Origin of the sequence: Pseudoalteromonas haloplanktis ATCC 14393, from assembly GCF_000238355.1 — a bacterium.
GTDB classification, from domain to species: domain Bacteria; phylum Pseudomonadota; class Gammaproteobacteria; order Enterobacterales; family Alteromonadaceae; genus Pseudoalteromonas; species Pseudoalteromonas haloplanktis.
The window spans coordinates 112,894-136,049 of the sequence record NZ_AHCA01000001.1 but is presented as its reverse complement, the minus strand read 5'-3'; the positions used below and the strand labels follow the sequence as shown (position 1 = coordinate 136,049).

General features: G+C 40.9%; 23 protein-coding genes. 14 read left to right on the top strand and 9 right to left on the bottom strand.

Annotation, left to right across the window (positions count from 1 at the left end):
- Positions 1 to 350: 350 nt before the first annotated feature.
- Positions 351 to 1,130, top strand: coding sequence for a type VII toxin-antitoxin system HepT family RNase toxin (gene hepT, locus PHAL_RS24450; RefSeq protein ID WP_016706435.1), 780 nt, complete (start codon positions 351 to 353; stop codon positions 1,128 to 1,130).
- Between the two features lie 243 nt (positions 1,131 to 1,373).
- Here the strand turns inward: hepT and PHAL_RS0100500 are convergent, their stop codons facing one another.
- The gene (locus tag PHAL_RS0100500; protein WP_016706434.1) at positions 1,374 to 2,579 is read right to left on the bottom strand and encodes a type II toxin-antitoxin system HipA family toxin; all 1,206 of its coding nucleotides are present in this window, start codon (positions 2,577 to 2,579) and stop codon (positions 1,374 to 1,376) included.
- Positions 2,569 to 2,868 carry a helix-turn-helix domain-containing protein gene (locus PHAL_RS0100495; RefSeq protein WP_016706433.1) on the bottom strand — a complete coding sequence of 100 codons (300 nt, stop codon included), beginning with the start codon at positions 2,866 to 2,868 and terminating at the stop codon, positions 2,569 to 2,571. Before PHAL_RS0100495 ends, PHAL_RS0100500 begins: the two co-directional genes overlap by 11 nt.
- 649 nt (positions 2,869 to 3,517) lie before the next feature.
- On the opposite strand from PHAL_RS0100495, the gene PHAL_RS0100490 reads away from it, so the two are divergent.
- From PHAL_RS0100490 to PHAL_RS23520, 5 genes are all read left to right on the top strand, one after another.
- Positions 3,518 to 4,117 (top strand): class I SAM-dependent methyltransferase, encoded by a 600-nt coding sequence (locus tag PHAL_RS0100490; protein ID WP_016706432.1) that lies wholly within the window; start codon positions 3,518 to 3,520, stop codon positions 4,115 to 4,117.
- The gene (locus tag PHAL_RS0100485) at positions 4,114 to 5,211 is read left to right on the top strand and encodes an HNH endonuclease (protein ID WP_016706431.1); all 1,098 of its coding nucleotides are present in this window, start codon (positions 4,114 to 4,116) and stop codon (positions 5,209 to 5,211) included. The genes PHAL_RS0100490 and PHAL_RS0100485 overlap by 4 nt, the downstream gene beginning before the upstream one ends.
- Positions 5,212 to 5,343: 132 nt before the next feature.
- On the top strand, positions 5,344 to 5,622 hold the full coding sequence (locus PHAL_RS24070) for a hypothetical protein (protein ID WP_138973909.1): 279 nt from the start codon (positions 5,344 to 5,346) through the stop codon (positions 5,620 to 5,622).
- Positions 5,623 to 5,981: 359 nt separating this feature from the next.
- Entirely contained in the window at positions 5,982 to 6,614 is a 633-nt protein-coding gene (locus PHAL_RS0100480; RefSeq protein ID WP_016706430.1) for a hypothetical protein, read from the top strand.
- 7 nt (positions 6,615 to 6,621) lie between these two features.
- A complete protein-coding gene (locus PHAL_RS23520) occupies positions 6,622 to 7,722 on the top strand; it encodes a DUF262 domain-containing protein (RefSeq protein WP_016706429.1) in 1,101 nt (366 codons plus the stop codon).
- Between the two features lie 117 nt (positions 7,723 to 7,839).
- On the opposite strand, the gene PHAL_RS0100470 is transcribed toward PHAL_RS23520, so the two are convergent.
- On the bottom strand, positions 7,840 to 10,992 hold the full coding sequence (locus tag PHAL_RS0100470) for a DUF3427 domain-containing protein (RefSeq protein ID WP_016706428.1): 3,153 nt from the start codon (positions 10,990 to 10,992) through the stop codon (positions 7,840 to 7,842).
- Between the two features lie 629 nt (positions 10,993 to 11,621).
- Here PHAL_RS0100470 and PHAL_RS23515 point away from each other — a divergent pair.
- The 4 genes from PHAL_RS23515 (at position 11,622) to PHAL_RS0100445 (ending at position 16,910) form a co-directional block, all read left to right on the top strand.
- A complete protein-coding gene (locus tag PHAL_RS23515; RefSeq protein WP_138973908.1) occupies positions 11,622 to 12,332 on the top strand; it encodes a hypothetical protein in 711 nt (236 codons plus the stop codon).
- Between the two features lie 620 nt (positions 12,333 to 12,952).
- Positions 12,953 to 13,273, top strand: a complete 321-nt coding sequence (locus PHAL_RS0100460) for a helix-turn-helix domain-containing protein (RefSeq protein WP_029215953.1) — start codon at positions 12,953 to 12,955, stop codon at positions 13,271 to 13,273.
- A complete protein-coding gene (locus tag PHAL_RS0100455; protein ID WP_016706425.1) occupies positions 13,257 to 14,645 on the top strand; it encodes a HipA domain-containing protein in 1,389 nt (462 codons plus the stop codon). The genes PHAL_RS0100460 and PHAL_RS0100455 overlap by 17 nt, the downstream gene beginning before the upstream one ends.
- A 954-nt stretch (positions 14,646 to 15,599) precedes the next feature.
- Positions 15,600 to 16,910: a BamA/TamA family outer membrane protein gene (locus PHAL_RS0100445; RefSeq protein ID WP_232321808.1), complete on the top strand. Its 1,311-nt coding sequence runs from the start codon at positions 15,600 to 15,602 to the stop codon at positions 16,908 to 16,910.
- A 17-nt stretch (positions 16,911 to 16,927) separates the two neighbouring features.
- On the opposite strand, the gene PHAL_RS0100440 is transcribed toward PHAL_RS0100445, so the two are convergent.
- The 3 genes from PHAL_RS0100440 to PHAL_RS0100430 form a co-directional block, all read right to left on the bottom strand.
- Positions 16,928 to 17,296 (bottom strand): response regulator, encoded by a 369-nt coding sequence (locus PHAL_RS0100440; RefSeq protein ID WP_016706422.1) that lies wholly within the window; start codon positions 17,294 to 17,296, stop codon positions 16,928 to 16,930.
- A 70-nt stretch (positions 17,297 to 17,366) separates the two neighbouring features.
- Positions 17,367 to 17,894, bottom strand: a complete 528-nt coding sequence (locus PHAL_RS0100435; protein ID WP_016706421.1) for a DUF6942 family protein — start codon at positions 17,892 to 17,894, stop codon at positions 17,367 to 17,369.
- Positions 17,894 to 18,343, bottom strand: coding sequence for a YaiI/YqxD family protein (locus tag PHAL_RS0100430; RefSeq protein WP_016706420.1), 450 nt, complete (start codon positions 18,341 to 18,343; stop codon positions 17,894 to 17,896). The genes PHAL_RS0100435 and PHAL_RS0100430 overlap by 1 nt, the downstream gene beginning before the upstream one ends.
- Before the next feature lie 122 nt (positions 18,344 to 18,465).
- Here PHAL_RS0100430 and PHAL_RS0100425 point away from each other — a divergent pair, with 122 nt between their 5' ends.
- Entirely contained in the window at positions 18,466 to 19,002 is a 537-nt protein-coding gene (locus PHAL_RS0100425) for a lipocalin family protein (protein WP_016706419.1), read from the top strand.
- A gap of 253 nt (positions 19,003 to 19,255) precedes the next feature.
- Here PHAL_RS0100425 and PHAL_RS0100420 read toward each other — a convergent pair whose 3' ends face one another.
- From PHAL_RS0100420 to PHAL_RS0100410, 3 genes are read right to left on the bottom strand one after another with little or no spacing between them, the layout of a single operon-like run.
- Positions 19,256 to 19,591 carry a DUF3325 domain-containing protein gene (locus tag PHAL_RS0100420; protein ID WP_029215951.1) on the bottom strand — a complete coding sequence of 112 codons (336 nt, stop codon included), beginning with the start codon at positions 19,589 to 19,591 and terminating at the stop codon, positions 19,256 to 19,258.
- Positions 19,591 to 21,198 (bottom strand): PepSY-associated TM helix domain-containing protein, encoded by a 1,608-nt coding sequence (locus PHAL_RS0100415; RefSeq protein WP_016706417.1) that lies wholly within the window; start codon positions 21,196 to 21,198, stop codon positions 19,591 to 19,593. The genes PHAL_RS0100420 and PHAL_RS0100415 overlap by 1 nt, the downstream gene beginning before the upstream one ends.
- Positions 21,195 to 21,539 (bottom strand): hypothetical protein, encoded by a 345-nt coding sequence (locus PHAL_RS0100410; RefSeq protein WP_016706416.1) that lies wholly within the window; start codon positions 21,537 to 21,539, stop codon positions 21,195 to 21,197. The genes PHAL_RS0100415 and PHAL_RS0100410 overlap by 4 nt, the downstream gene beginning before the upstream one ends.
- A 250-nt stretch (positions 21,540 to 21,789) precedes the next feature.
- Between PHAL_RS0100410 and PHAL_RS0100405 the strand changes: the two genes are divergently transcribed.
- The 3 genes from PHAL_RS0100405 to PHAL_RS0100395 are packed head-to-tail and all read left to right on the top strand — an operon-like array spanning position 21,790 to position 23,152.
- Entirely contained in the window at positions 21,790 to 22,152 is a 363-nt protein-coding gene (locus PHAL_RS0100405) for a VOC family protein (RefSeq protein WP_016706415.1), read from the top strand.
- Between the two features lie 48 nt (positions 22,153 to 22,200).
- Complete coding sequence (locus tag PHAL_RS0100400) at positions 22,201 to 22,575, top strand: VOC family protein (protein ID WP_016706414.1); 375 nt, start codon at positions 22,201 to 22,203, stop codon at positions 22,573 to 22,575.
- Complete coding sequence (locus PHAL_RS0100395) at positions 22,562 to 23,152, top strand: uracil-DNA glycosylase family protein (protein ID WP_016706413.1); 591 nt, start codon at positions 22,562 to 22,564, stop codon at positions 23,150 to 23,152. Before PHAL_RS0100400 ends, PHAL_RS0100395 begins: the two co-directional genes overlap by 14 nt.
- Positions 23,153 to 23,156: the final 4 nt, after the last annotated feature.

Below are 23,156 nucleotides of genomic sequence, written 5' to 3'. Positions count from 1 at the left end.
TTAATTGTAGACCTCAAGTTTAATTGAAGCAAACTAGAGTTTAGATTAACTCTAGTTTGACTTGTATTGTCACCTTATATCACCCATTGCTGGCGCGTTTTACTTGAGCACACTTGTAGGTCGTCATTTATGGCGACAATACCTATCATTGAAAATAGACGCGCTAAAGCACGACCTACTACTGGAACCGAGCTACGGAGCAATCCTAGTACCTAGTCACTTTCCTAGAACCTAGCGCCTTTCTCTTGCCTGTGACTGCTTTAAACCAAAAAGTGAATTATCAGTTTTTGTGTTCACTGTAAAACTGATAGGTTATGATTATCCCTGCGTTTTATTAATGGTTTTGTATTGTGGGAACTGATATTTTTCAAAAAATAATTAAATATTTGCAGCAAAATAGCGATATTGATGTTGTTTGGTTATACGGCTCCCACGCCAAAGGCACGGCGCAACCCCATAGCGATATAGATCTTGCTATCGCTTTTAAAAACTTTGAGTTAAGTTCATTTGATAAGCGGCTTCGACCAAAAGAACTCGAGCTTGAAATTAGCAATGCACTTAGCTTGAATGGACAGCTTATTTCAATTGTTGATATAAACTTGATCCCAAGTTACCTTGCATTCAATGTAGTCGAATACGGGCATGCCATTTTAGGCAAAAATAGTTTGAGAGCAATGAAAGAGCAGCAGCGTATTTATAGCCAATTTGAGTTTGAGGCGATAGCGAGTAAGAATGGCATTAGTGAAGTAACCCGGCATATCGACGAATATATGCAAGAACTCAATGAATTAAGCCAAATAGAACAACTTAATAATAGAGACTATCGTGCCGCAGAGCGTTTGTTACAGTTGATGACCGAAGTCAGTATTGGTTTGGCAAAACATTGGCTTAAAAAGCATAAAAGCAGTACCAGCAGTAACGCATATCAAACATTTAGTGAGTTAACGCAACTCGGTGCATTAACAGATACAGAGTTACTTTCATGGCGTAAAATAATTGGTTTGCGCAACGCTCTTGTGCATGATTATTTGAATATAGATCAAGACATAGTAAAAACGATTATCAAAAAACAACATTATGTAACTATGCATGAGTTTAGCTTACGGGCCATTGCCGAATTAGCCAATTGAAATGATAAGATGCTGCGGGAATCGAGTTTCGGGCGTTGTACTACGGGTTTCGAGCGACGAGCTACGTGATAATCCTAGAATCTAGTACCTTTCCTTGAACCTTTCACCTCATCAGCGCAGCGTCTCATAACCTCTGTGGTGAATAAATCACTTAAAAACAATTTGCACAATGAGCAGAGAATGAGGGTAAATGAGAAGACAAAAGCTACGGGCTACGAATTAACCCTATAACCTAGCGCCTTTCTATTCTATATCTGGTATAACACTTTCTAAGCGTTGTATATCTATATCGCTAATATCAGCAAAGTGCTTAAAGTGGCTTGGCCATTGTCGCGTGTAGTCTTTTATTTGGCTGATTATTTTTGTCGCTTTTGTCCTCGTTAAACCAAAGCGTTTTGCTTGTGATAACAAATTATCGATACTGGCGTATCGGCCATCATCTCCAAGCCCAATACCATGTTGTTTTGAGTTATTGATTGGGGTGATGTCGTAAGCTGGGCTCATACGCCAAGTTTTATTTGCAAAATGGTACAAAAACGCATGATTACGGCTGTGATCGTCAGTATTGCCAATCATCACATTAAACACCATTCGTTTGTAAAGCTCAGTTGCATCATTGGCAAATTCACCAGTATGGTGACGAATAAACTCAGCCAATTCACCATACGAATAATAAGTCGCTAAATCACTCATAGCCACTTTAGATTTTTGTAGTAAGCTATTAGCGCTTAAAAAGTGATGAGTAGGTAAGCCCGCGCTTACATCAAAGCGCTCCACAAGGAGTACATCACCGTTTTCTGTTTCATGAATTTGAGTATTCGCAGTGCGAATGCCTAATTCTTTAGCCATACACATAGCTGCGTGTTCAGCGCGTACTAAATTGAATAAATCATCATGACGATTAAATTTTGCTAAATAAAGTTTATTGCCAATTTGCACTGAGGTTTTGGGCCGTGCGCCGCCCATACTTTGGCCAAACTCAAAGGCCTTTTTAGCCTCATTTGAAATAGCTTTATTAGCTAAAAGATCATCTTTTGCTTGATCCAGCAAAGCTAAGTCAGCCAAGGTGTTTTTATTGGTTTTATGCTTCGATGCACTACGCGATAAACTAAATACTAGTGCGCCAACACCATAACCAGAGCCTGCAAGTAAAAACTCCAACTCGTTTTGTGGTTTGGTATTATGCAGCGATAAAATGAGCTTACGCCCCCACGAATCAGCACCAGCATCACTTAGCACCCCAAATACACCTTTATTTGCGCTATAGCTGACTATACCTGGTTGTAAAGGTAGATGGATTGGGTCAAGTGCAAAGGCATCAGTGCGAGTAAGATAACTTTTACCATAGTTAAACTCACCACGACCAGTTTTAGTATCTAACTTAAAAAAGCCACAGATCACGGGTGTGCTTTCTAGCCCATCTATAAATACATAGCATTCAGAAGTCATCGTTAATCACCTGCGCTTTATGAGCTTTACGTTGCCGTGCATTGTACCCACCAACATCAGCGGCCAGCTCGTTTATTTCATCGAGCAGCGACCCTTGTAGTTGCAAAACGACTAATGCTTCAAGCAATATATCGCTTTTAACAACTTCACCTTGTTCAAGCTTTTGTACAGTTGAGCGCGACACACCAATCATCTTGGCAAAAGTGCTCTGAGTGTAATGCAAAGTGCGGTGCTGGCGGATTAGGTCACCCAACCGCTGTGCCAGTTTTAATGCTTGTTCAGATCTCATAAATGATTACCTACGCAGTCATTAGGTTGTTAATGATTAGTTTAGCGGTATTTGATGTATTTGCAAGGTGATTTAAAAAGAGCAGAGAATGAGAGTAAATGAGCAGAGCTCTCTAAAAGTGGTAGCAGCGAGTTTACCTCGCGACATATAAACATGCTTCGGGCAATGAGCTACGTGCCGCGGGCTGCGGATTCACCCTAGCCCCTAGCGTCTTTATCACCGTAGGCGTTAAGCTTGCTGACGCGGTCTTTATTGTGATTGTTTTAAAACCAATTTTACCACAGAGCTCACCGAAGCTGCGCTACACCGAGAAAACATTAATAAAACCATTTTGCACAAAGAGCAGACAATGAGGGTAAATGAGAAGACAAAAGCGACGTGGCGACTTTGGGCGACGGGCTTCGGCAATAATCCTAGAACCTAGTCACTTCGCTAGCTCCTAGTACCTTTACACACCTAGCACCTTCGTTGAATAAATATAACCAAGACTAAATTCTTAATTTTAGCTAATTAGCAGCTATGTACTTGGTACTCATCGGAAAACCCTATGTTTTTAATACATTTTCATGTTAGCTTAGGGATAAACTTAATCAACGCTTAACAAGCTAGTAGTTAAGTATTATTAATTAACCATGGAGCGGTAGATTTAGTGTCAAATAAAACACTCAGTTACTACAATCAAAACGCACAAAGCTTTAGCGACTCAACGCTTCATGTTGATATGTCGGCGCTTTATAGTGAGTTTTTACCGCTTATTCCTAAACATGGCCATATTTTAGATGCTGGCTGCGGCTCTGCCCGCGATGCTGCGTATTTTAAACAACAAGGCTTTACAGTAAGTGCCTTTGACGCAAGTGCAGAACTTGCAAAAATTGCAAGCACTCACTTACAACAACCAGTCGAAGTTAAAACCTTTCAGCAGCTTGATTACAGTAATCAATACGATGGTATTTGGTGTTGTGCCAGTTTATTGCACGTGCCAAAAAATGAACTCCCGCAGGTATTTTTAAACCTACAACACGCGCTTAAAGCAAACGGGGTTTTGTATGTGTCGTTTAAATATGGCGACACTGAGCGGGTACATAATGGTCGCGAATTTACTGATTTAAATGAAGCGGGCTTAACCGCGCTTATTACCCATCACACTGAGCTTAAAATACTAAAGCACTGGCAAACGGTCGACCAGCGCCCTGAGCGTGAAAGTGAAGTGTGGCTCAATGCCTTAATTAAAGCTGTGCCGATTTTATGATTGGTGCAATGCAGCAGCAACTCGACTTTATCGCCTACATTCAGCGTATGCTGGTGGAAGGAGATTTCAGTGCAACATATAAGTTTGCGTTGCTGCATGCACTGGCTGATGTATGTGTAGAACGGCCGCTGATATCAGATCAAGCAGAGCTGAAAATAGATTTAGCTACCTTGGCTGACAAGCTTATTGAGCTTTATTGGCATCACGCGGTGCCGTTTGCCTCAGAGCAAACAGGCGAAAGTGCGTTATTGAAGCAAAATACAGGTGCGCAATCTAAAGTGATTTCGGTGTTATATGAGTGCCAGCAAAACAATATTCGTAACTTACGCGCATTAAAACAAAGCGTGCTCTATAAGCCAACTTTTAACGCTGCGATGGCCACACTTAAAACTGGCCCGTTGTGGCGCTTACAAATACTCGCAAAACAAGCCGAATGCTTTTTATACCCGCATACCAATAGCACTAAATACATTACCCTCAATGCTGGCATCGCTAGCTGTTTTCGGCGCTTTTATGATTTGGTGGTGTATTTGGCTAAAAATGCGTGGCTGCAAAAAATTCAGAGTATTAAACATAACCAAGCGTTAATCGGTCCGCAAAGCCAACTGCATGATTTTTTATTTGGCTTTGACCGTAACGCCCTGAGCAAAGCCAAACCTGTATTAATCGAGCTGCAACATGGTAATTGTTTTTATTGCCAAAAGCCGTTGAATAACAAAACCGAAGTTGATCACTTTATTCCGTTTGCCCGCTACGCGAATGATTTAGGCCACAACTTTGTGGCCGCGCACAGCACGTGTAATAACAGCAAACGCGACTTTTTAGCCGCGCAGTTGCACCGCGAACGCTGGCAAGAACAAAACTTGGTTTTGAATAGCCAGCACATAACCCGTGAACTCAGTGATTATTTTAATTGTGATGCAGATAAATCACGCTCGGTAAGTGATTGGGCGTATCAGGTGGCACAGGCGAACAGCGCTAAGTTGTGGTTAGCAAAAGACAGCTTTGAACACGCCGCTGATGTGGGTTTATATCTTAATAGCAATGCCGAGCTTAGTTTAGTGGCGGAAGGTAAGCCGAGGTATGACGCGTAAGCATGAAGCTTACTCGCGCGAAAAGCGCAGCTTTTAAATTGTAGGTCGTGCCGTAGGCTCGATTTTATATCGCGCTTTTAAATTTTAGGTCGTGCTTTAGCGCGTCAATGTATTTAATTACATGGTTCTGTTATGGGAAAGGGATTAAAAACCTCTATTCGAGGTTTTATCGCGTTGGCGATGGCAACCAAGGGGCGGCTGCCGCCGACCGCCCCTTGGAACCCCACGGCGCCCCGAGGATCACACTTGATCTTCAACATCGTTAATAATGTGAACGTAACCAGCGTAGATAGGCCATCCATGGCCAAACTACGCTTTTTACAGCATCCATGCTGTAAATTACTCATCATTAACTCAGTTTCAGGTGTGATCACGGGGAGTTGGAGTATATTGGTAGATTGGTGGTTATGAATGCAGGTGGGAGTTTGCCTTGCGAATTTGAGTTATATGCGCTGATGCAAAAAGTGACACTATCGAATCTCATTACGCGCTTAATATAAATGCTTAAGATTTAAATAGGTTCCATATGAGCTTACACAATTTACAGAAAGGAATAAAAACTTACACTAATTAGTTTTATAGGTTTAATAAAACCTATAAATCAAAGCATTATAGCTAAATGATAGTGAATTATTTCTAGATTTTTTAGATGTTTACTATAAAGAAATTATTCGAGTAGATTATATATGCTGTTTTGGAATGTTATAAAACACCGAATTTGGGAAAGTTTAGCTGCTATAAATTTATGATAAACAAAAGCTTAATTTTATATGAATAAAGAAAAAAAAACAGAAGTTGATGAGTTAAAACAGTTTAAGCTAGATTGTCAAACAAAAAGTCCTGATGAAGTTGTTCAAAAACATTTAATTGACGGGGGCTGTTACTTTTTTGATTTATATTATGACGAGTATGAAGAATTCAAATTTAAAAAAATGATTGCAGATAGTTTAAATGTTCATATAAGAGATATTGCAGTCGTTGGTTCTGGGAAGTTAGGTTTTAGTATAAAGCCTAATAAAGATCTTCCTGGATTATATGAATTTAAACTCTTCGACCAAGATTATGATCTTGACAGAGAAGTGAACAAATCAGATTTAGACGTGGCAATAGTTTCAAGCCAGTTATTTGATGAACAATTAGTGAATCTTTATGATCATACAGACTGCTATTCAACAGCATACAAAAATAGGAACAGTTTCTCGAAATACATTCTAAAAGGTTGGCTGAATCCAAAGTTTTTACCTGATAGTTATGTGATAACTGCCGAAATAGATGAAGTTAAGACTGCTTTATCACTTAAGTACAACAGAGATGTTAATATAGGCATATTTAAGTCTTGGTATTTTTTTGAAAAATATCATAGAAATAACGTGCATACCCTTGCTCTTAACTTAATAGCGTAAAAATATTATGAATGATTTATTAGAAAGTATCCCCTCGACAAACGTCAAAATTATTGAGCTATACAATAAAGTTGAATCAAACTCACTAACATTATCCCCTGACTTCCAAAGGAAGTTAGTTTGGAAAAAACAGCATAAATTTCATTTTATTGAAACAGTATTAAAAAACTATCCATTTCCAGAAGTGTATATTGCAAGCTCTGAAATGGATGTAACTAATATTACGTCATCAGAAATCGTTGTGGATGGGCAACAACGCTTGTCTACTCTTGTTGACTACATAAAAGGTGTTGGTGACTTTAAAAAACAAAATAAAGTTAAGTCTTTTTCAGAACTTTCTACCGATGAAAAAAAATTGTTCTTAAATTACTTTGTTTCAGTGCGTGATTTAAAGAACGTTGATATGGAAATCATAAAAGATATTTTCATGCGCATTAACAACACTGAATACTCATTGAATGCAGTAGAGAAATTAAATGCTCAATACGGTGACAGCGAGTTTGTAGTGTTTTGCAAACAGCTTATTGATGAAGACTTCAATCCTACAAGTGACGAAACAGATACAATCATTGAAGATAGAGATAGAGCTAAGTTTTTAGAGTTTTTTACACATTCAAGTGTTTTTTCAGAGAATGATATTAAAAGAATGAATAACCTTCAATTTGTGATGACACTAATCACGACATTGGTTGAATCAGAATATTTTAATCGAAATACTAAGGTTTCAGAATATATTGAAACGTTCAATTCGAACTTTGATAGGCAACATTCGGTAGAAGAATCTTTAAAGAATAGTATAAATATGTTCAATGCTATTGATTTTCGAAAAGGAAGTTATTGGTTTTCAAAAGCCAACGCTTTCACTTTACTTATTGAATTCTCAGGAATTCGCGCTGAGCAATTTGACCTTATTGAGTTAAAAAGAAAATTAGAAACTCTAGAATTAAAAAGTAAAAAGTATTTTGCTGGCATTGAAACTGATGCAATGACTGAAGATGAGAAAAAATATTTTGAATATGCGAAAGAAGCTATCAATGAAAAAAGCGCTAGAAATCATCGTGGAAAACTAGTTAAGCAGTTTCTAGATGAAACTAAAATAAATACATAACTACCTTTGTCGGGATAATAAAATAGTCAGTTAGCGTTTTTGATTCTAACCTGGCAATTTACTCCTTTGTAGTGGAGAAGTAATTTAATTTACTGTTTTGTTATAAGTATAAGAACTTCATCCAACCGCTAATTTTCCAGCCTCGTGCCACATTTCGCTTGGCATGGGGTTGGTTAATTCCCACGTTATATTCATCGGCTGGCTGCCGTTGTGGCTTTGGTATTTAACCTCGCCGTAGTTTACAAACCCCATGGTTCGGCCGTTTTCGTCTTTGCCTTGTTCGCGTACAAATAACAGGATGGTTTTGCCTGTTTGCTGGTGTTCAATATAACTAAGGCCACGGCCGTGTTCAGGGCGGGCGCTGTTTTGCGTTTGCCAATGAAACAGGGTGGGGCTGATTGCATAATCGTGATATAGCGTTGTGGGGGAATAGGTTTTTTCGCATTTGTTGAGCGTGACGAATAGTAGCTCTAGGTTTTGATTTTTAAATTCTAAAACGCCTTCGCGGGCGGTCGATTTTTTATCAAACGAGTGTGCGCCAAACGCGGCGAGTATTTGCTGGCGTGTGTAGCGACTGTGTAATTTTATAGCGTGGTTTGGTAGGCACGCTAAATCGCTTTCTTGTTGATGAATGCGGTTTATTAACAGCGAAATCACTTGTGCAAGCTCCTGCTGTAACTCTTTGTGTTTAAGAGCTTGTAAGCTTTGCTCAAGCGTTTTAAAACCTAAACTCGTGCCTGTGCTATCCCAAAAGTTGTAATGCGCCATAAGCGCGTACTGGTGGTTTTGTGGAGTTGGGGTAAAGCTAAAGTTGTTGTTACATAAATCACGTAAAAAGCATAAGTAGCTGAGCGAGTCGCAGCTCAGTAACTGGGTGTTGATTGCGCGGTAATATGCGGCGTAAATGTCGGCTTGCTCTGCTAGAATTTCATCACCTTTAAGCCAGTGCCAGCCGCCGAGCCTACCGGCTTTTGGTTTGTATATATCTTCAAGCGTGACTTGTGGGTTTATACGTAAAAAATTGCTTAGCGTAAGCGCGTCATTGGTATGTTGCGAATAGCTATTTATAAGCTGCTGTAAACGGCGTTTAGTGTTTATAGCGTGCTGAATATTTTTTAATATTGTTTGCTGTGTGCGCTTTTGTAGCTCTATACGACAACCCAGTGGTAAATGCGGGAAGTTGTTTTCAATCTCGGTTTTTATTGGCTGATTACTTTTACCAATGAGTGCGCGGAATTTACTGGAAAAATCGTATTCTGGGCGGGCATTGCCTACAAAGTCGAGTACGGTGCAGCACTGCTTTTGGCTATTATCTGGCAGGCGCAGGCCACGGCCTAGTTGCTGTAAAAACAGCGTTAGGCTTTCTGTTGGGCGTAAAAATAGCAGGGTATCGACCTCTGGAATATCGACACCTTCGTTAAAAATATCAACCACGCAGAGTATTTGTATTTCGCCTTGGCGCAGTGCTTGCTGTTTGAGCGCGCGTTCATTAGTGTTTTTGCTAGTTAGCACATCGGCGTTTATACCCGCTAAGTTAAACTTAGAGGCCATAAACTCTGCGTGTTTTTGGCCTACGCAAAATGCCAACGCTTTAATTGCTTGAACGTTAGTTACTATATCTGCAAGGCTGGATATAATCTTATTAGCGCGGTTGTTCTCCCCTGTATAGAGGTTACTTAGCTCGCTTATATCGTAACGGCCACCACGCCATGTTATTTGGCTTAAGTCGGTGTCGTCATCTAATCCAAAGTATTGAAACGGGCATAAATGGCGCTGATTTATTGCCTCTGGCAAGCGAATTTCCGCGGCGATTACACCGCAAAAGTCATCGAGTATATTAGCCCCATCTTGGCGCTCTGGTGTAGCGGTTAAGCCAAGTAATATTGTGGGCGAAAAGTGATTTAAAATAGCGCGATAACTGGCGGCGCTTACGTGATGCACTTCATCTATCACAATGTAGTCGTAGTAATCACTTGTTAAGTTGAGCGATTCAATTTGGCTATTCAGTGTTTGGATTGACGCAAATAATTGGTTGTAACGTTGTGGTTTGTAGTTACCCACCCACAACTCGCCAAAGTCGTTATTTTTGAGCACACCACGGTAAGCACTTTGCGCTTGTTTGAGTATTTCTTCACGGTGGGCTACAAACAAAAAATGGGCGTTTGGGTTTTTATCGTAAACGGTTTTAAAGTCGAACGCTGATATTATGGTTTTACCTGTGCCCGTTGCGGCGACCACTAAATTTTTAAAGCGGTTATGGACGCTACGCTCTACGCTTAGTTTTTCTAAAATAGCGAGCTGATGGGTTTTAGGGGTTATATCAAAATAAAACTGGTTACTTGCTTGGCCGTTACCGCGTTGCTCGTTAAGTGAATTTATGAGCTTTTCTTTACACTCAATTGCGCCTGTAAACAGCTCGAAGTCTTTTGATTCCCAGTAGGTTTCAAAAGTGCTTTTGGTTTTGGCTATAATATGCGGGATCTCTTGTGCGGTAATTTTTAAATTCCACTCAAGGCCACTGGTAAGCGCCGAATGCGATAAATTAGACGAGCCAATATAACCAGTATGAAACCCCGTATTACGCATAAACAAGTATGACTTTGCGTGTAAGCGCTCTTGCTGATTATTGTAGCTTAGCTTTACTTCTGTATTTGGTAGGCTTGCTAAAAACTCCACGGCTTTCGCATCCGTTGCGCCCATGTACGAGGTAGTAATCACTTTGAGTTTATTACCGCTTTTAGTAAAGGCTTCAAGCTCATTTTTAAATATGCGTAGCCCTGTCCATTTTATAAATGAGACAAGCCAGTAAATTGTATCAGCCGATTTAATCTCGCGCTTTAGCTCAGTTTCGAGCGATATGCCCGCATTCGCGCCGCTAAATAATTCACTTTGGGTAAGTCCTGTTAGCGGGAATATATCTTTGGAGTAATCTTTAAGGTTTGCCGCAATAGGGTTTTGGGTATTAAACAACGCGGTGAGAATACGCCCTTGGCTATCGATGAGGTTTTCGTTGATCAGCTCGTCATCGCGAATATGATCTTTAAGCCACAGTACAAGGTTGTTTGCGAGGTTAATTTGCTCTTGCAAACGCTCGTCTGAATTAGGGATTGCATCAATTGCATGTTCAACCAGCTTACCTAAAAAGCGCGAAAGCCACGTTGCAGCCTCAGCCGATTCTAGTTGACGCTCACCGACATAAAATTGATCACGATTTAAGTTCTGCTTGATTACTTGTGTAATTAACTGCTCGTAAATACCAATTTGCTGCATTAAATCGCTCCCTGTTTGCGAGCATTCAGTTTACTAAAAAATGCAATGTAAACAAGCATTAAGTTACTGTTGAATTGAAGGCAGCTGCGAAGATAATTTCCCCGTCATTTTGCCCGAAAAACCTCAATTGATGAGTAATTGATTGCATGGATGCAATCAGAGCCGTGACTGGCACAAGGATGTGCCTTACACGGCGTTTACGTTCATATCAATTTGGGCTTTGAGGAAGTAGCAAAATGCTCGGGGCGCCGAGAGATTCCAAAGAGAAGTCGGCGGTTACTTCTCTTTGGTTGCCGTCGCCAACGCGACATATCTAGAAATTGGAATTTAAAATAGAGCGCGAGATAAACTCCTGGCTACAATTTAAAAGCTACGCTTTTCGCGTCAGCAAGCTTAACGCCTACTGTGGTAAAGGTGCTAGGCTCTAGGGAAGTGACTAGGAGCTAGGGTTAATCAGTAGCCCGCAGCTTGATATACGCAAACTCGCAAAGTCCAAAATGAGGCAATTAAAGCTATTATTCGCTTCATTGCATGAGGCAAATAATAAGCATCGGCTTCTTTGATTGAAAACCTTGCCGTTAGTATAAAAAATGGTACGCTAACCCTAATTTAACAACAGTGATGCAAACATGATTAAAAGGATTTTATTGGCTATCTGCTGGATTCTGAGCTGTGACGTATTGGCCGCAGAGCAATATTCACAAGCACAATGTGAGCGTATTGAGGCTGAGCGAGAAAATATTCGTGACAGAATGAGATCAAGCTATAGCGCAAGAGAAGGTGAGCGGTTACGCCAGCGTGCCACTGAGCTCTTTAAAGAATTAGGGCGTTATTGTAAAAACCCGAAGCGCCGAGGGAGTAGTTCTGCATCACCTCGCTATTCTCATTCATCAGCAAATGATTTATTAAATAAAAAAGTACATGATTCAACGGTCTATAGTAAAACATATGACAGTGATCGGAAACGGCTCGCCTGGAGCAATTTTTACCAATACCCTCAGCGTTGTCGTGCTAATGAATTGCAACAAACTGACTTTGTTTGGTGCAGTGAAAACCGAGCTGAGCAGCGTACTAAATTTGAAGACCAGTGGCATGCGCAAAACAAAGTAAGCACGCATGTTGAACCCGTTAAGGTAGTGATGCCTCAGGCGGATGCTAATCCAGCGAAGCTGCTTACTCATTCTATGACATTAACCCCTGTGTCAAAAGTAGACACCCGTTTGACTGCGCACGCTCCTGAGCAAGAGAAAACTCATAACTATAAAATATGGCAACTTGTGATTGTTGGTTGTGTTGCATTTTTGGCTGTGTTTGGTTTTTATCGTTGGTTTAAAGATTAAACGTGGTTTGCATGACAGCAAGTTGCACGCTCAGAGCTTGTAAAACACTTAGTGCGCCGAGTTTTCAAAGAGCTTATTAGGCGCTTTAAATTAGTAAAGAGCGCCCCTTGGTTGCCGTCGCCAACGCGACACCCTCAAAATCTGCAACTAAAAACCAGAGCGCGAGGTAAACTCCCGCCTACAATATAAAAGCTGCGCTTTTTGCGTCAGCAAGCTTAACGCCTACGGTATATAAAAGGTGCTAGGCTCTAGGGAAGTGACTAGGTGCTAGGGTTATTGCCGAAGCCCGTACCTCGAAAGTAGGTCGTGCTTTAGCGCGTCAATTTTCAACATTAGACATTGTCGCCATAAATGACGACCTACAAGGAAATACTAGGATTATTCCGCAGCCCATAGCTCGCGACTCGTCACCCGTTGCTACTTCAACTCGCCAGCTTTATTATTATCTAGTCAATTTAAGTTTACTTATGGGGTTTAATTAAATTTCAACTATCCATAAGTAAAATATAACTTTCTTATGGTCTGGTTAATTTATGCTTTAATCTAAAAGTAAAGTATTGTTGACTTTTGCTTTAGGTGTCCTAAAATCGGTTGTATAAGTAAATTATAGTTGACCAAATATGAGTGACACCCTTAGCAAAAAAACACTCGGAAGAGTTGTTAAGCGTACTGAAATGCCTGAGCTTTCTAAGCCATTTTCGCCTATGCAGCTGGCTAAAGCCATTACTGCAAAACGCACAGGAATGAAGCTGACATTAATGGATGTATCACAAGCGCTTGCTATTTCTAAGCCAACCTTAATAAAAATAGAAAAAGGTGATGTAACCGTGCAACTGCATAATGTACTTAAAGTTATGGAGTATTTAGGGTTGTCGTTTAGCCTTGTTAGTGATGATATAGCTCACAGCAATGAAGAGGTGAGCGATGAACAGTGGTACTAACCTAAATAGTTTAGATGTGTTTATCGGTCAATCGCAAAAGGTGGCTGAGATTACATTAGCAGTAGGCTCTGAAAATGAAATTTCATTTACTTATGAGGCTAATTGGAGCAACGAGGGTTTTGCTGTTTCACCTCATTTGCCACTCAATGGCGATTTTGACTCTCGTGCAGTGCGTAATTATTTGCAAAATTTATTGCCGGAAGGCAAAGGCCTTGAAGAGATCATCAGTAGCACGACCATTTCTAAGAATAATACTTTTGGTTTAATAAAGGTAATTGGGGAAGAGACGTCAGGTGCTTTGTCGTTTAAGGCAAGTAATAGTGCTGTAAAGCAAACCTCTTTTCGCGAAATAACTAATGAGGAGTTAAGTCAAAAGCTTAGCCGTTTTAAGCAAGCAGGCGAGGCCATTACACTGTGGGATGGACGAACGAGGCTCTCTGTTGCTGGGGTTCAAGATAAGCTTAATCTACTCGAAATCGATGGAAGATTAGGGTTTGGTGAAGGCCTGTTATGCTCTAATAAAATATTTAAGTTTGAAACGGGTGCTGCGCCTTTCATTGCCGTAAATGAGTTATTTACTATGTTACTGGCAAGAGGCGCAGGACTTGATGTGCCAGACGTTGAATTGCGTAGCTATGGTGAAGTGCGAACCTTTGTTATTGATCGTTTTGATAGGCGTGTTGTTAAAGAGCAAAACCGAGTTTTACGTCGTCATGTTATTGATGGGTGCCAAGCGACTAATTTGCCGCCTTCTTACAAATACGAGCGCCAGCACGGTGATGAAGGTGATGGTATTTATATTCGAGATGGTGTTTCTTTTCCTAAGCTGTTTAATATTGAAACCGCGAATGTGCAAGCGTATCAGGCGCAACTTATTCGTTGGATGACATTTAATATTTTAGTGCGTAATTACGATGCTCACGGCAAAAACATTAGTTTTTTTGTTGGTAAAAGTGGCTTAGAGCTCGCACCGTTTTACGATTTGGTAAATATTGAAGCGATTATTGAACAGACGAGCATTGATTGTGCAAAAGGTGGTTCACAGCCAGCTATTTCAAGGAATTATGCAATGTCGCTAGGTGACTATAATTCACAAGGCGCGGGTAATTTTAGTAATGAAATAACGGCTTATATGTTAGCTGATTTTGCTGATGAGTTTGATATTTCTCTTGCGCGTATGCAGCTACTGATGAGCCAAACAATTCAGTCAGTATTAGGGGCAATAAATATGGCCAAAGCGACTGCTATTGCAAATAACTTGTCTAATAGTGAACTAGAACACATTGGTTTATGTATTAATATTATTAATAAAGCAGCTGGCGAACTGAGTGAGCAGGTTGAGCTGTTACCAAGTATGAAAGCGTTTATTTAAGTTTATTCGTTGTAAGTAAAAGGCAATAAAAGGTTCTAGGGGCTAGGTTTAATCTGTAACCCGTCGCTCGTCACCCGCAGCTTTTTGGCTTCTCATTTACCCTCATTCACTGCTCTTTGTGCAAAAAGTCGCTAGGTGTTAGGAAAGTGACTAGGAACTAGGCTAAATCCATAGCCTGCCGCTCGCGACCAGTCGCCCGCGCTATTAACTACTCGGTGTAGCACAGCGCTCGGTGTGCTAGGTGGTAAAATAGACTTTAAAACAATCACAGCTAAAGCTGGTTCCTACGTGGAATAAGCCCGCTGCTCGGTTCTAGTAGTAGGTCGTGCTTTAGCGCGTCTATTTTCAATATTAGATATTGTCGCCATAAATGACGACCTACAGGTGTGATCAAGTAAAATGCGTCAGCAAGCTTAACGCCTACGGTGGAGTAGGTAAAAGGTTAAAGTCGCTAGGTGTTAGGAAAGTGACTAGGAGCTAGGGTTAATCAGTAGCCCGCAGCTCGTGGCTCGTCACCCGAAGCTTTTTGGCTTCTCATTTACCCTCATTCACTGCTCTTTGTGCAAAAATGGTCTTAAGTAATTTATTCACCACAGAGTTTATGAGGCGCTGCGCTTTAGAAGAAAACACAAAGTTTTTAATGTAGGTTGTGCTTTAGCGCGTCAATTTTCAATATTAGACATTGTCGCCATAAATGACGACCTACAAGGAAGAGCTAAGGTTTGCTCGCCGCTCGTATCCCGCAGCCCGAACCTTACCTCCCCGTGGTTGGTGACTGCAACAGTCCAGCGCTTTCAGACGTGGCTATTATCTTAGCTTCAGTGCGATGATGATTTAAGCAATATTTAAGTAATTCAATAAGTAGCAACTTTGCAGTTTAGTAACTAGCTGGTATCTTTAATTGGGTGAATAAAAATCAACCCAAAGTGATGATCTGGGATAGGGAAAATTACAGTGGCAAACAAACTGAATGTTGTGGCTTTATTATTGTTAAGCGGTTCCATGGGATTGGCTCATGCTGATGTCAGCCTAGTTAAATCGAGTGTTAACCGTGAAGAAACCCCCGATAAAGTGCAAGAGAACCTCATATTACCGTACTTTTTTAGCACCGAAACCATGGGCTTTAATTTGGGGGTAGGGGGAATGCTTAAAGGTTGGCATCAAGATCAAATGAGTATTGGTGCTACTGCATTTAAAGGGGATGTAAGCCATGGTTTTTGGGCTGGGGTGTTTAATTACCGGATCAATAATAGTGAACGATGGTATTTGAGTGCCAATGGCTTGTTTGCGTACTTTCCTGATCAACGTGCCTATACCGGCGCTCGCCAACCTGTTGCCCCTGATGGAATAACACCTGGCAGTAATGAATCAAGCAATGAGCAATATTTAGAAGCAGATGGCGATTCTAATTGGGTTGATATGAAGCTTGAATATGCGCTGCCATTTGGTGCCACTAAAGACAGTGGCATAATTGATTACAGGTTAAAGAACGGGATGTTGGTCTCTGAACCTTCGGGTGGTAAAGAGTGGAATCCGCTAACGTCAGGGGCGATGGTTGCCACCACGCGTTACTTTAGTCGTTTTCAGAGTTTTGAGTTTGAATCGCAGCAGCTCAGTGGTGATATGTCAGCGGTGGAGTTTGGTTTGTTGTATGACAATACCGATTTTGCTACTAACCCCAGTTTTGGTAGTCGTCAGTATGTGTCTTACACTACGTCATCACCTTGGGGCGATGAAGAATATGATTGGAATTTATGGCAATTTAGCGCCAGTAAGTTCTTTTCTTTTGGCGAGACTGAATATGCACACCAGCGGGTATTAGCTGTCAACTTTTGGACCGCCTATTCACCTAGCTGGAATGTGCTTAATAATGCCGATGGCTCAACCGTAATTACCGATGCAGCACCATATAACGAAGGGGCTACGTTAGGTGGCTTTAAAAGAATGAAAGGGTACGATTTTTACCGTTTTCACGACAAGGCAGCCATTTATACCACAGCAGAATATCGCCACACACTTAAATATAATCCTATTGAAGATGTACAATGGCTGAAGTTTTTAAAGCTAGATTGGTTTCAATTGGTAGCATTTGCTGAAGCTGGCCGAGTTGCGCCTGAGTATGATATTGGCACGCTGACCGAAGACATTAAATTTGATTACGGTGTTGGTTTGCGAGCTATGTTAGCAGGTTTAGTCGTGCGAACTGATTTAGCGGTATCAGACGAAGGCACAAATATGTGGGTGATGATTGATCATCCTTTTTAAGGGCTGCGTGGATGAGCTCACTGTTGCTTTAAAACTTTTTTTAGTTGGTTATCTAACACGTTTAAATTAAAGGGTTTGATAATAAAACCGGTCACTTTTGCGGCAATAATTTCTTTGATTGCTGCGGAATTGTCTTCGCAGGTTACCATAAGTACGGGGAGCGCCGTTAACTCTTGATCATCACGAATTCGGTTGAGTAAGGTTTTCCCATCCATTTTGGGCATGTGTAAATCGGTGATCACCAAGTCGAAATGTTGGTTTTTTAAGAAGGTTAGTGCCTGAAGGCCGTCTGTGGCTTCGACTAGATCTGGAAAGTTAAGTGTTCTGAGCATATTAATCAATACATGGCGCATTAATGGCATATCGTCAACGACGAGTATTTTCATAGTGTGGAGATCATCCTAGCTTTGTTAACTTTTTTAAGCTTAGCTAACAAAGTGTTACTGCGCCATATTATTAAAAACACTCGGCAACTAATTGGCTAAGCCGAGCTATTTTTATATTGCTCAGTTGGCGATAGTCAAAGTAGGGGCACACAATTAATTTATTTGCTCTATCTATTGCAAACTCTTCATCTAACCACTGCAATTGTGCTGTTAATAACCCTTGGCTTATTAATGCTTTGGCATAGGTCCGCCCAGCGATAATATGCAATGTGGTGGAATTTATCAGTTGCGGTGGGCTAAATAATAGAGCCGTTTGGCTATTGCTTTGCAATAAGTGAGTATCACGATATTGCTGCCAAGTGGGGGCGAGTTTTGCAAATTGATAAAACTCACTTGGTAGCGCAAACAGCACTTTTGCATACACGTTAAAGACTTTACGCCAGCCATTACCGCATGCTTGGTTGATTGTGTTGATCTGACCTGTGGCGAGCGGAGATAAGGTACAAAGGTCGTTATATTCTGCCATAGGCGGCGTATTAGCAATGTAAACTGCGACTTTGAAAGGTTGCTCGCCAAAGCCTATAAATTGCTCTGTCATTATTTATTTTTCGCTAAAATGCGATCTAAGTTATTTGCGAAGTTTTGGCGATCGCTTTGACTTAATGGTGGAGGACCGCCCCCCATTTCAACGCCACTTGAGCGCATGGTATCCATAAAGTCACGTACATTAAGCAATGAACGAATGTTTTCACTGGTATACAACTCGCCGCGCGGGTTGAGTGCTTGAGCGCCGTTATCAATTACTTCAGAGGCCAGCGGAATATCACCGGTGATCACTAAATCATTGGCGGCTATGCGTTTTACTATTTCGTTATCGGCAACATCAAATCCTGATGATACTTGCAAACGGCTAATATATTTAGAGGGTGGGATGCGCATTGCATGGTTAGCAACTAAAATGGTCTCAGTGTGCGTACGCTCTGCGGCGCGAAATAAAATCTCTTTGATCACCACCGGGCAGGCATCGGCATCAACCCATATCTTCATTATTAGCTCACTTAGTTAGTAAAAAGATGATCCTAACCTATGCCTTTTATAACCACTAGTATTTAGTGAACTTTTTTGCTGGTTATTACGTAAACTAAAGATCAACTATTAAGGATGCGACTATGAAAAATCATTATTTTATTGGCTTTGCTTTATTTGTTGGCAGTTTGTTGAGCGGGTGTACTGGTATGCCAGAGCAAGTTAGCCCTGTAAGCCCATTTTCACTCGAGCAATATCAAGGAAAGTGGTATGAAATTGCTCGTTTAGATCACTCTTTTGAGCGCGGCTTAGAAAACGTCACCGCAAATTACGTTATTAATGAAGATGGCAGTGTAACGGTATTAAACCGTGGTTTTAATGCACAAGATAATGAATGGAGTGAGGCGCAAGGTAAAGCACAATTTGTTGCCAGTAATAATGAAGGGCATTTGAAAGTGTCGTTTTTTGGGCCGTTTTATAGCTCGTATGTGGTGTTTGGGTTAGATCAGCAAGATTATCAGTACGCGTATGTGTCTGGTTATAACACAGATTACTTGTGGTTGTTAGCACGTACACCTCAAGTGAGTGAACAACGTATAGCTGATTTTAAAGCCGCAGCACAACAACGCGGATTTAATACTGAACAATTAATTATGGTAAAGCAAAGCCCAACCAATTGATTGTAAATTATTTTTATAGATGTTGTGTGGTTGTTACTGCAGCTAATTAATCTTTGTGTATAAAAAATTGCTGCAGTAATAAATATGACACATGAAATGAGTAAGATACCTACATAGCTTGAGTAGCAACTGCCCTAAGCTATTTGTAGACATGTGTATCCCCCTACTTTTTATAACCAGATTACTGGCTATGCAGGCAAACTAATTTAGTTTGCCTTTTTTTATGCTCAGATCATAATTTTACTAACTAAGCTTAAAAAACGCTTAAAAATAGCCCACTCAGTATGATTACGCTGATATTTAGCATACTCATCACTTTTACCCATGATGCTTTGAAGCTATAAAAAATCATTAAAATTAAGAGGCTTACAGCAATATAACCACAAAATAACAAGGCACCGTAACCGCTATGTTGGGCCACACTCAATACTAAACTTAGTAAAATACTGATCCAAGCCGCAAGTAAAAATTGTTTACTCTGTTTTTCATTTGGGCGAGTTTTAAATACCTCTCGATAATGATTGAACTTTGCTAAAGCAAAACAATTAAATGCCAGTAAACATAGGCTAAATTGCAGTAACTCATGCATCATGATTGCTCCTGTAACTTAGTTTTTGCTGAGCGCCTTGAACCCTGCATCTGTGTATTAATCTGGATTTGAGTAGGTATTTTTTTGGCCTGAACCACAAATAACCCAGCAAATACGATACATAATAAGTCAAAGCTAAACAGTGCCCATTGGCCGTTTTGAAAATAGCTGATTATATTACCGTCGGTTGTCAGTGCATTGATGAGTACCACCGCAATACAGGCAACAGCATTGAGCCAAGCAAGTTGTCGCCATTGCGCTTTGGTGCGTTTAAATAAGGCAAATAACGCAACAGCAAGCCAGGTCAAAAAGAACGCTAGAATCTCTTTATCAGCGCGTTCTACGGTGTTAATTGGTATCAGTCGATTGGCAATAAAGAAAGCGCAAGTCGCTAGTGGTAGGCCCATTAACGTGGCGAGATTTAAAGCTTCAACGAGCTTTACACCGAACGATGCGGTTTGTTGTTTTTTCATCCGCTTGCGAATACGTTTTGCCCACATTATACAGCCGCTTGCGATCATGACGCAGCCGGCGATGCCACATAAAAAGTATAACCAACGCAGTAGCGGGTTGGCTAAACGCCCTGTGTGCAGTGCAGTCATTGAATCGTAAAACACTTCTGTATTACTCAGCTGGGCAGCACTTTTTGCAATTAAGCTACCATCAACCCCATTGAATAATAAAGTGGGAGTTTGATCCCGTAGCTGTGTGCCGGTAGAAGCGCGCACAGTGATTGTTGCTGAGGCTTTGTTTGGGTCACGAATAGATATTTGCGTTAAATCAGCATTAGGCCAGTTAGTATAAACGTGATCTAAAACGCCCTCAATATCAGTCAGTGGCGCACTCTCTGGACTGCTTTTACTGCGCACATTGGTTGGCAGTACGTCATTGAATAAACCGCGCACACCGTCTTCGTAGGCGGTCATTGCAGGGTATGGAAATAACATAAATATTAGTGTTATCAATCCGGTATAGGTGATCATAAGATGAAAAGGTAGCGCTAAAACTGAGGATACATTATGACCATCTAACCAACTGCGGCTGCCTTTATTAGCACGAAAGCTAAACATATCCTTAAAAATACGTTTGTGGATCACCACGCCCGAGATAAGCGCTACCAACATAAATAAGCTGGCAAAGCAGACTATCCAACGGGCTGTGCGTACATCTAGGTAGTGTAAGTCAAAATGGAGTCGGTAAAAAAAGTTCCCGCCTTTTGTGGCTCTTGGTTGTTCGATGGTTTGCTCTGTTTGCGGATCAATAAAATGATCTTGCCAACCGCCAAATCGCTGGCCTTCTGGGCGTGGTTTTTCATAGGCGTAATTAAGCTGCGGCTCGCGCTGCGAGGGTAAATAGATGCCCCAACGCGGCGAATCTGCTGCGGTATTTTGTAGGTAATCAAATCCGGCAATGATCTGTGATTTTTGTTGTGCTATACGTGTCTCAGTTGTTTGGACATGATGTAGCGCAGGTTGATTCCACAACGTTATTTCGTCACGGAAAAAACTTAAAGTACCAGCATAAAAAATTAAATACAGTAACCAACATACCAGCAAGCCAACCCAGGTATGCATCCAGGTCATAGAGCGAAAAAAGTTTTCTTTCATAACCAGCCCTTTAGTACAGATAAGAGCAGCGCTAACCCTGCTGTAGTTAGTAAAATAGTGATCCATATTCTGATCAGTGATTTAACTGCAAACACCCAAATAAATACGCAGCTATAAATAAGAATAGTGAGGCTAACACTAAGTAAAACAGCGTCTGACTTTTTTAGCGGCAAAGTAATGCTCAGTAAAGAGGTGAATACTGCTGTAAAGGTGTAACCACCTAGTATGGCAGCTAAAAATCGTGAGAACACCGCTATTCGATAGCTATGAGCTTGATAAATATGACTTAGTTTCGAGGTTATCGAGACTGTTTGACTGTTTTTGACAGATTGAGCGTGCATAATGATCCCTCAAAGGCCCAAAGTGGGGGGGCGAATAAAGCGGGTATTATATATTCTAGATACAGAAAAGATAGTGATTCGTATTCACTTTGTTGTTTGTGCTAAGCTACTTGCCCAAAATTTAATTATAATTACTTAGTAAAATTATGATCTGCTTTTTATTATCTGTTGTTTTAATTGAAAAGTTCGCAAATTTTTCAGCTGCTTGTATGCTTAGTTGTCAGTTATATAAATTTGGTTAGGAGCCGTTATGGCTATACATGAAAAGTTAAATTATGTTGAGTTTGCTGCGGCAGATCTTGCTGCAACGAAAGATTTTTTTGCAGCGGTGTTTAATTGGCAGTTTACTGATTATGGCCCTGAATATACGGCGTTTAGCGCTGTGACAGCGGGACTTGATGGCGGTTTTTACCAAGCACCTATTTGTTCATTAACGCAACATGGCGGCGCTTTATTGGTGTTTTATAGCCAGCAGATTAGTCAAACACTTGCTAAAGTTGAACAACACGGCGGGACGATCACTAAACCGATTTTTTCGTTTCCAGGTGGTTGTCGCTTTCATTTTACAGAGCCCAGTGGCAATGAATTTGCAGTGTGGTCTGAGCAAGCGTAGTTAGATTATTACAGATCATATTTATACTAACTTAAGGAAAAGGGTTACATGGCAAACTTGAGTTGTGAGGAGATCAAAGTATTTGTACCTGCTAAAGACTACGCGTTAAGTTGCGAGTTTTATCAGCAAATGGGTTTTGAGCTAGCGTGGCAGAGCCCTGAAATGGCTTATTTTTATCAGGGTGATTGCAGTTTCTTACTACAAAATTTTTATAATCAGCAACATGCCGAAAACTTTATGATGCACCTTTTAGTTGAGGATGTGCAGGCATGGCATGCGCAGCTAAAAAGCGCAGGCTTGGCCCAAAAGTATGGTATTACAATAACAGAGCCTACTTTACAGCCATGGCATATGATTGATTTTGTGGTATATGATCCAAGTGGTGTATTGTGGCGAATAGGGCAAAATAGTGAGCCAGAGTAACTTATTAACTCAAGTTAGTAATTGTGTGATCTGTGAACCTGATTTGCCGTTGGGGGCTCGTCCGGTGATCCAGTTTAACCCTAGCGCACGGATTTTAATTGCAGGGCAAGCGCCAGGCCTCAAAGTACACCAAACAGGGGTACCCTTTGATGATGCTAGCGGTCAGCGGCTGCGTCAGTGGTTGGGGTTGGATCAAGAAGATTTTTATGATGCGGCTCAAATTGCTATTTTGCCAATGGGGTTTTGTTACCCCGGTAAAGGCAAGTCTGGCGATTTACCTCCGCGCAAAGAGTGTGCGCCTGCTTGGCGTGCGCAATTATTAGCTGCATTGCCTAATATTAAGCTGACTATAGTGCTGGGTAAATACGCGCAGGCGTACCACCTTCCTCAGACTAAACATTTATCGCTTACTGAGTTAGTAAAATCGTGGCGTGAGTATTGGCCTACTATTTTGCCACTACCACACCCCAGCCCGCGTAATAATATTTGGCTCTCTAAAAACCCTTGGTTTGAGCAAGAGGTGGTGCCACAATTAGCCCAAGCAGTTCAATCCATCTTAAAACCGAAGGGTGATTAGCCTG

Excerpts from the sequence above, each read along its gene's own strand:
- PHAL_RS0100500 (WP_016706434.1), bottom strand. The coding sequence starts at position 2,579 with ATGACTTCTGAATGCTATGTATTTATAGATGGGCTAGAAAGCACACCC.
- PHAL_RS0100495 (WP_016706433.1), bottom strand. The coding sequence starts at position 2,868 with ATGAGATCTGAACAAGCATTAAAACTGGCACAGCGGTTGGGTGACCTA.
- PHAL_RS0100485 (WP_016706431.1), top strand. The coding sequence starts at position 4,114 with ATGATTGGTGCAATGCAGCAGCAACTCGACTTTATCGCCTACATTCAG.
- PHAL_RS24070 (WP_138973909.1), top strand. The coding sequence starts at position 5,344 with ATGGGAAAGGGATTAAAAACCTCTATTCGAGGTTTTATCGCGTTGGCG.
- PHAL_RS0100480 (WP_016706430.1), top strand. The coding sequence starts at position 5,982 with ATGAATAAAGAAAAAAAAACAGAAGTTGATGAGTTAAAACAGTTTAAG.
- PHAL_RS23520 (WP_016706429.1), top strand. The coding sequence starts at position 6,622 with ATGAATGATTTATTAGAAAGTATCCCCTCGACAAACGTCAAAATTATT.
- PHAL_RS0100470 (WP_016706428.1), bottom strand. The coding sequence starts at position 10,992 with ATGCAGCAAATTGGTATTTACGAGCAGTTAATTACACAAGTAATCAAG.
- PHAL_RS23515 (WP_138973908.1), top strand. The coding sequence starts at position 11,622 with ATGATTAAAAGGATTTTATTGGCTATCTGCTGGATTCTGAGCTGTGAC.
- PHAL_RS0100460 (WP_029215953.1), top strand. The coding sequence starts at position 12,953 with ATGAGTGACACCCTTAGCAAAAAAACACTCGGAAGAGTTGTTAAGCGT.
- PHAL_RS0100455 (WP_016706425.1), top strand. The coding sequence starts at position 13,257 with ATGAACAGTGGTACTAACCTAAATAGTTTAGATGTGTTTATCGGTCAA.
- PHAL_RS0100440 (WP_016706422.1), bottom strand. The coding sequence starts at position 17,296 with ATGAAAATACTCGTCGTTGACGATATGCCATTAATGCGCCATGTATTG.
- PHAL_RS0100435 (WP_016706421.1), bottom strand. The coding sequence starts at position 17,894 with ATGACAGAGCAATTTATAGGCTTTGGCGAGCAACCTTTCAAAGTCGCA.
- PHAL_RS0100430 (WP_016706420.1), bottom strand. The coding sequence starts at position 18,343 with ATGAAGATATGGGTTGATGCCGATGCCTGCCCGGTGGTGATCAAAGAG.
- PHAL_RS0100425 (WP_016706419.1), top strand. The coding sequence starts at position 18,466 with ATGAAAAATCATTATTTTATTGGCTTTGCTTTATTTGTTGGCAGTTTG.
- PHAL_RS0100420 (WP_029215951.1), bottom strand. The coding sequence starts at position 19,591 with ATGCATGAGTTACTGCAATTTAGCCTATGTTTACTGGCATTTAATTGT.
- PHAL_RS0100415 (WP_016706417.1), bottom strand. The coding sequence starts at position 21,198 with ATGAAAGAAAACTTTTTTCGCTCTATGACCTGGATGCATACCTGGGTT.
- PHAL_RS0100410 (WP_016706416.1), bottom strand. The coding sequence starts at position 21,539 with ATGCACGCTCAATCTGTCAAAAACAGTCAAACAGTCTCGATAACCTCG.
- PHAL_RS0100405 (WP_016706415.1), top strand. The coding sequence starts at position 21,790 with ATGGCTATACATGAAAAGTTAAATTATGTTGAGTTTGCTGCGGCAGAT.
- PHAL_RS0100400 (WP_016706414.1), top strand. The coding sequence starts at position 22,201 with ATGGCAAACTTGAGTTGTGAGGAGATCAAAGTATTTGTACCTGCTAAA.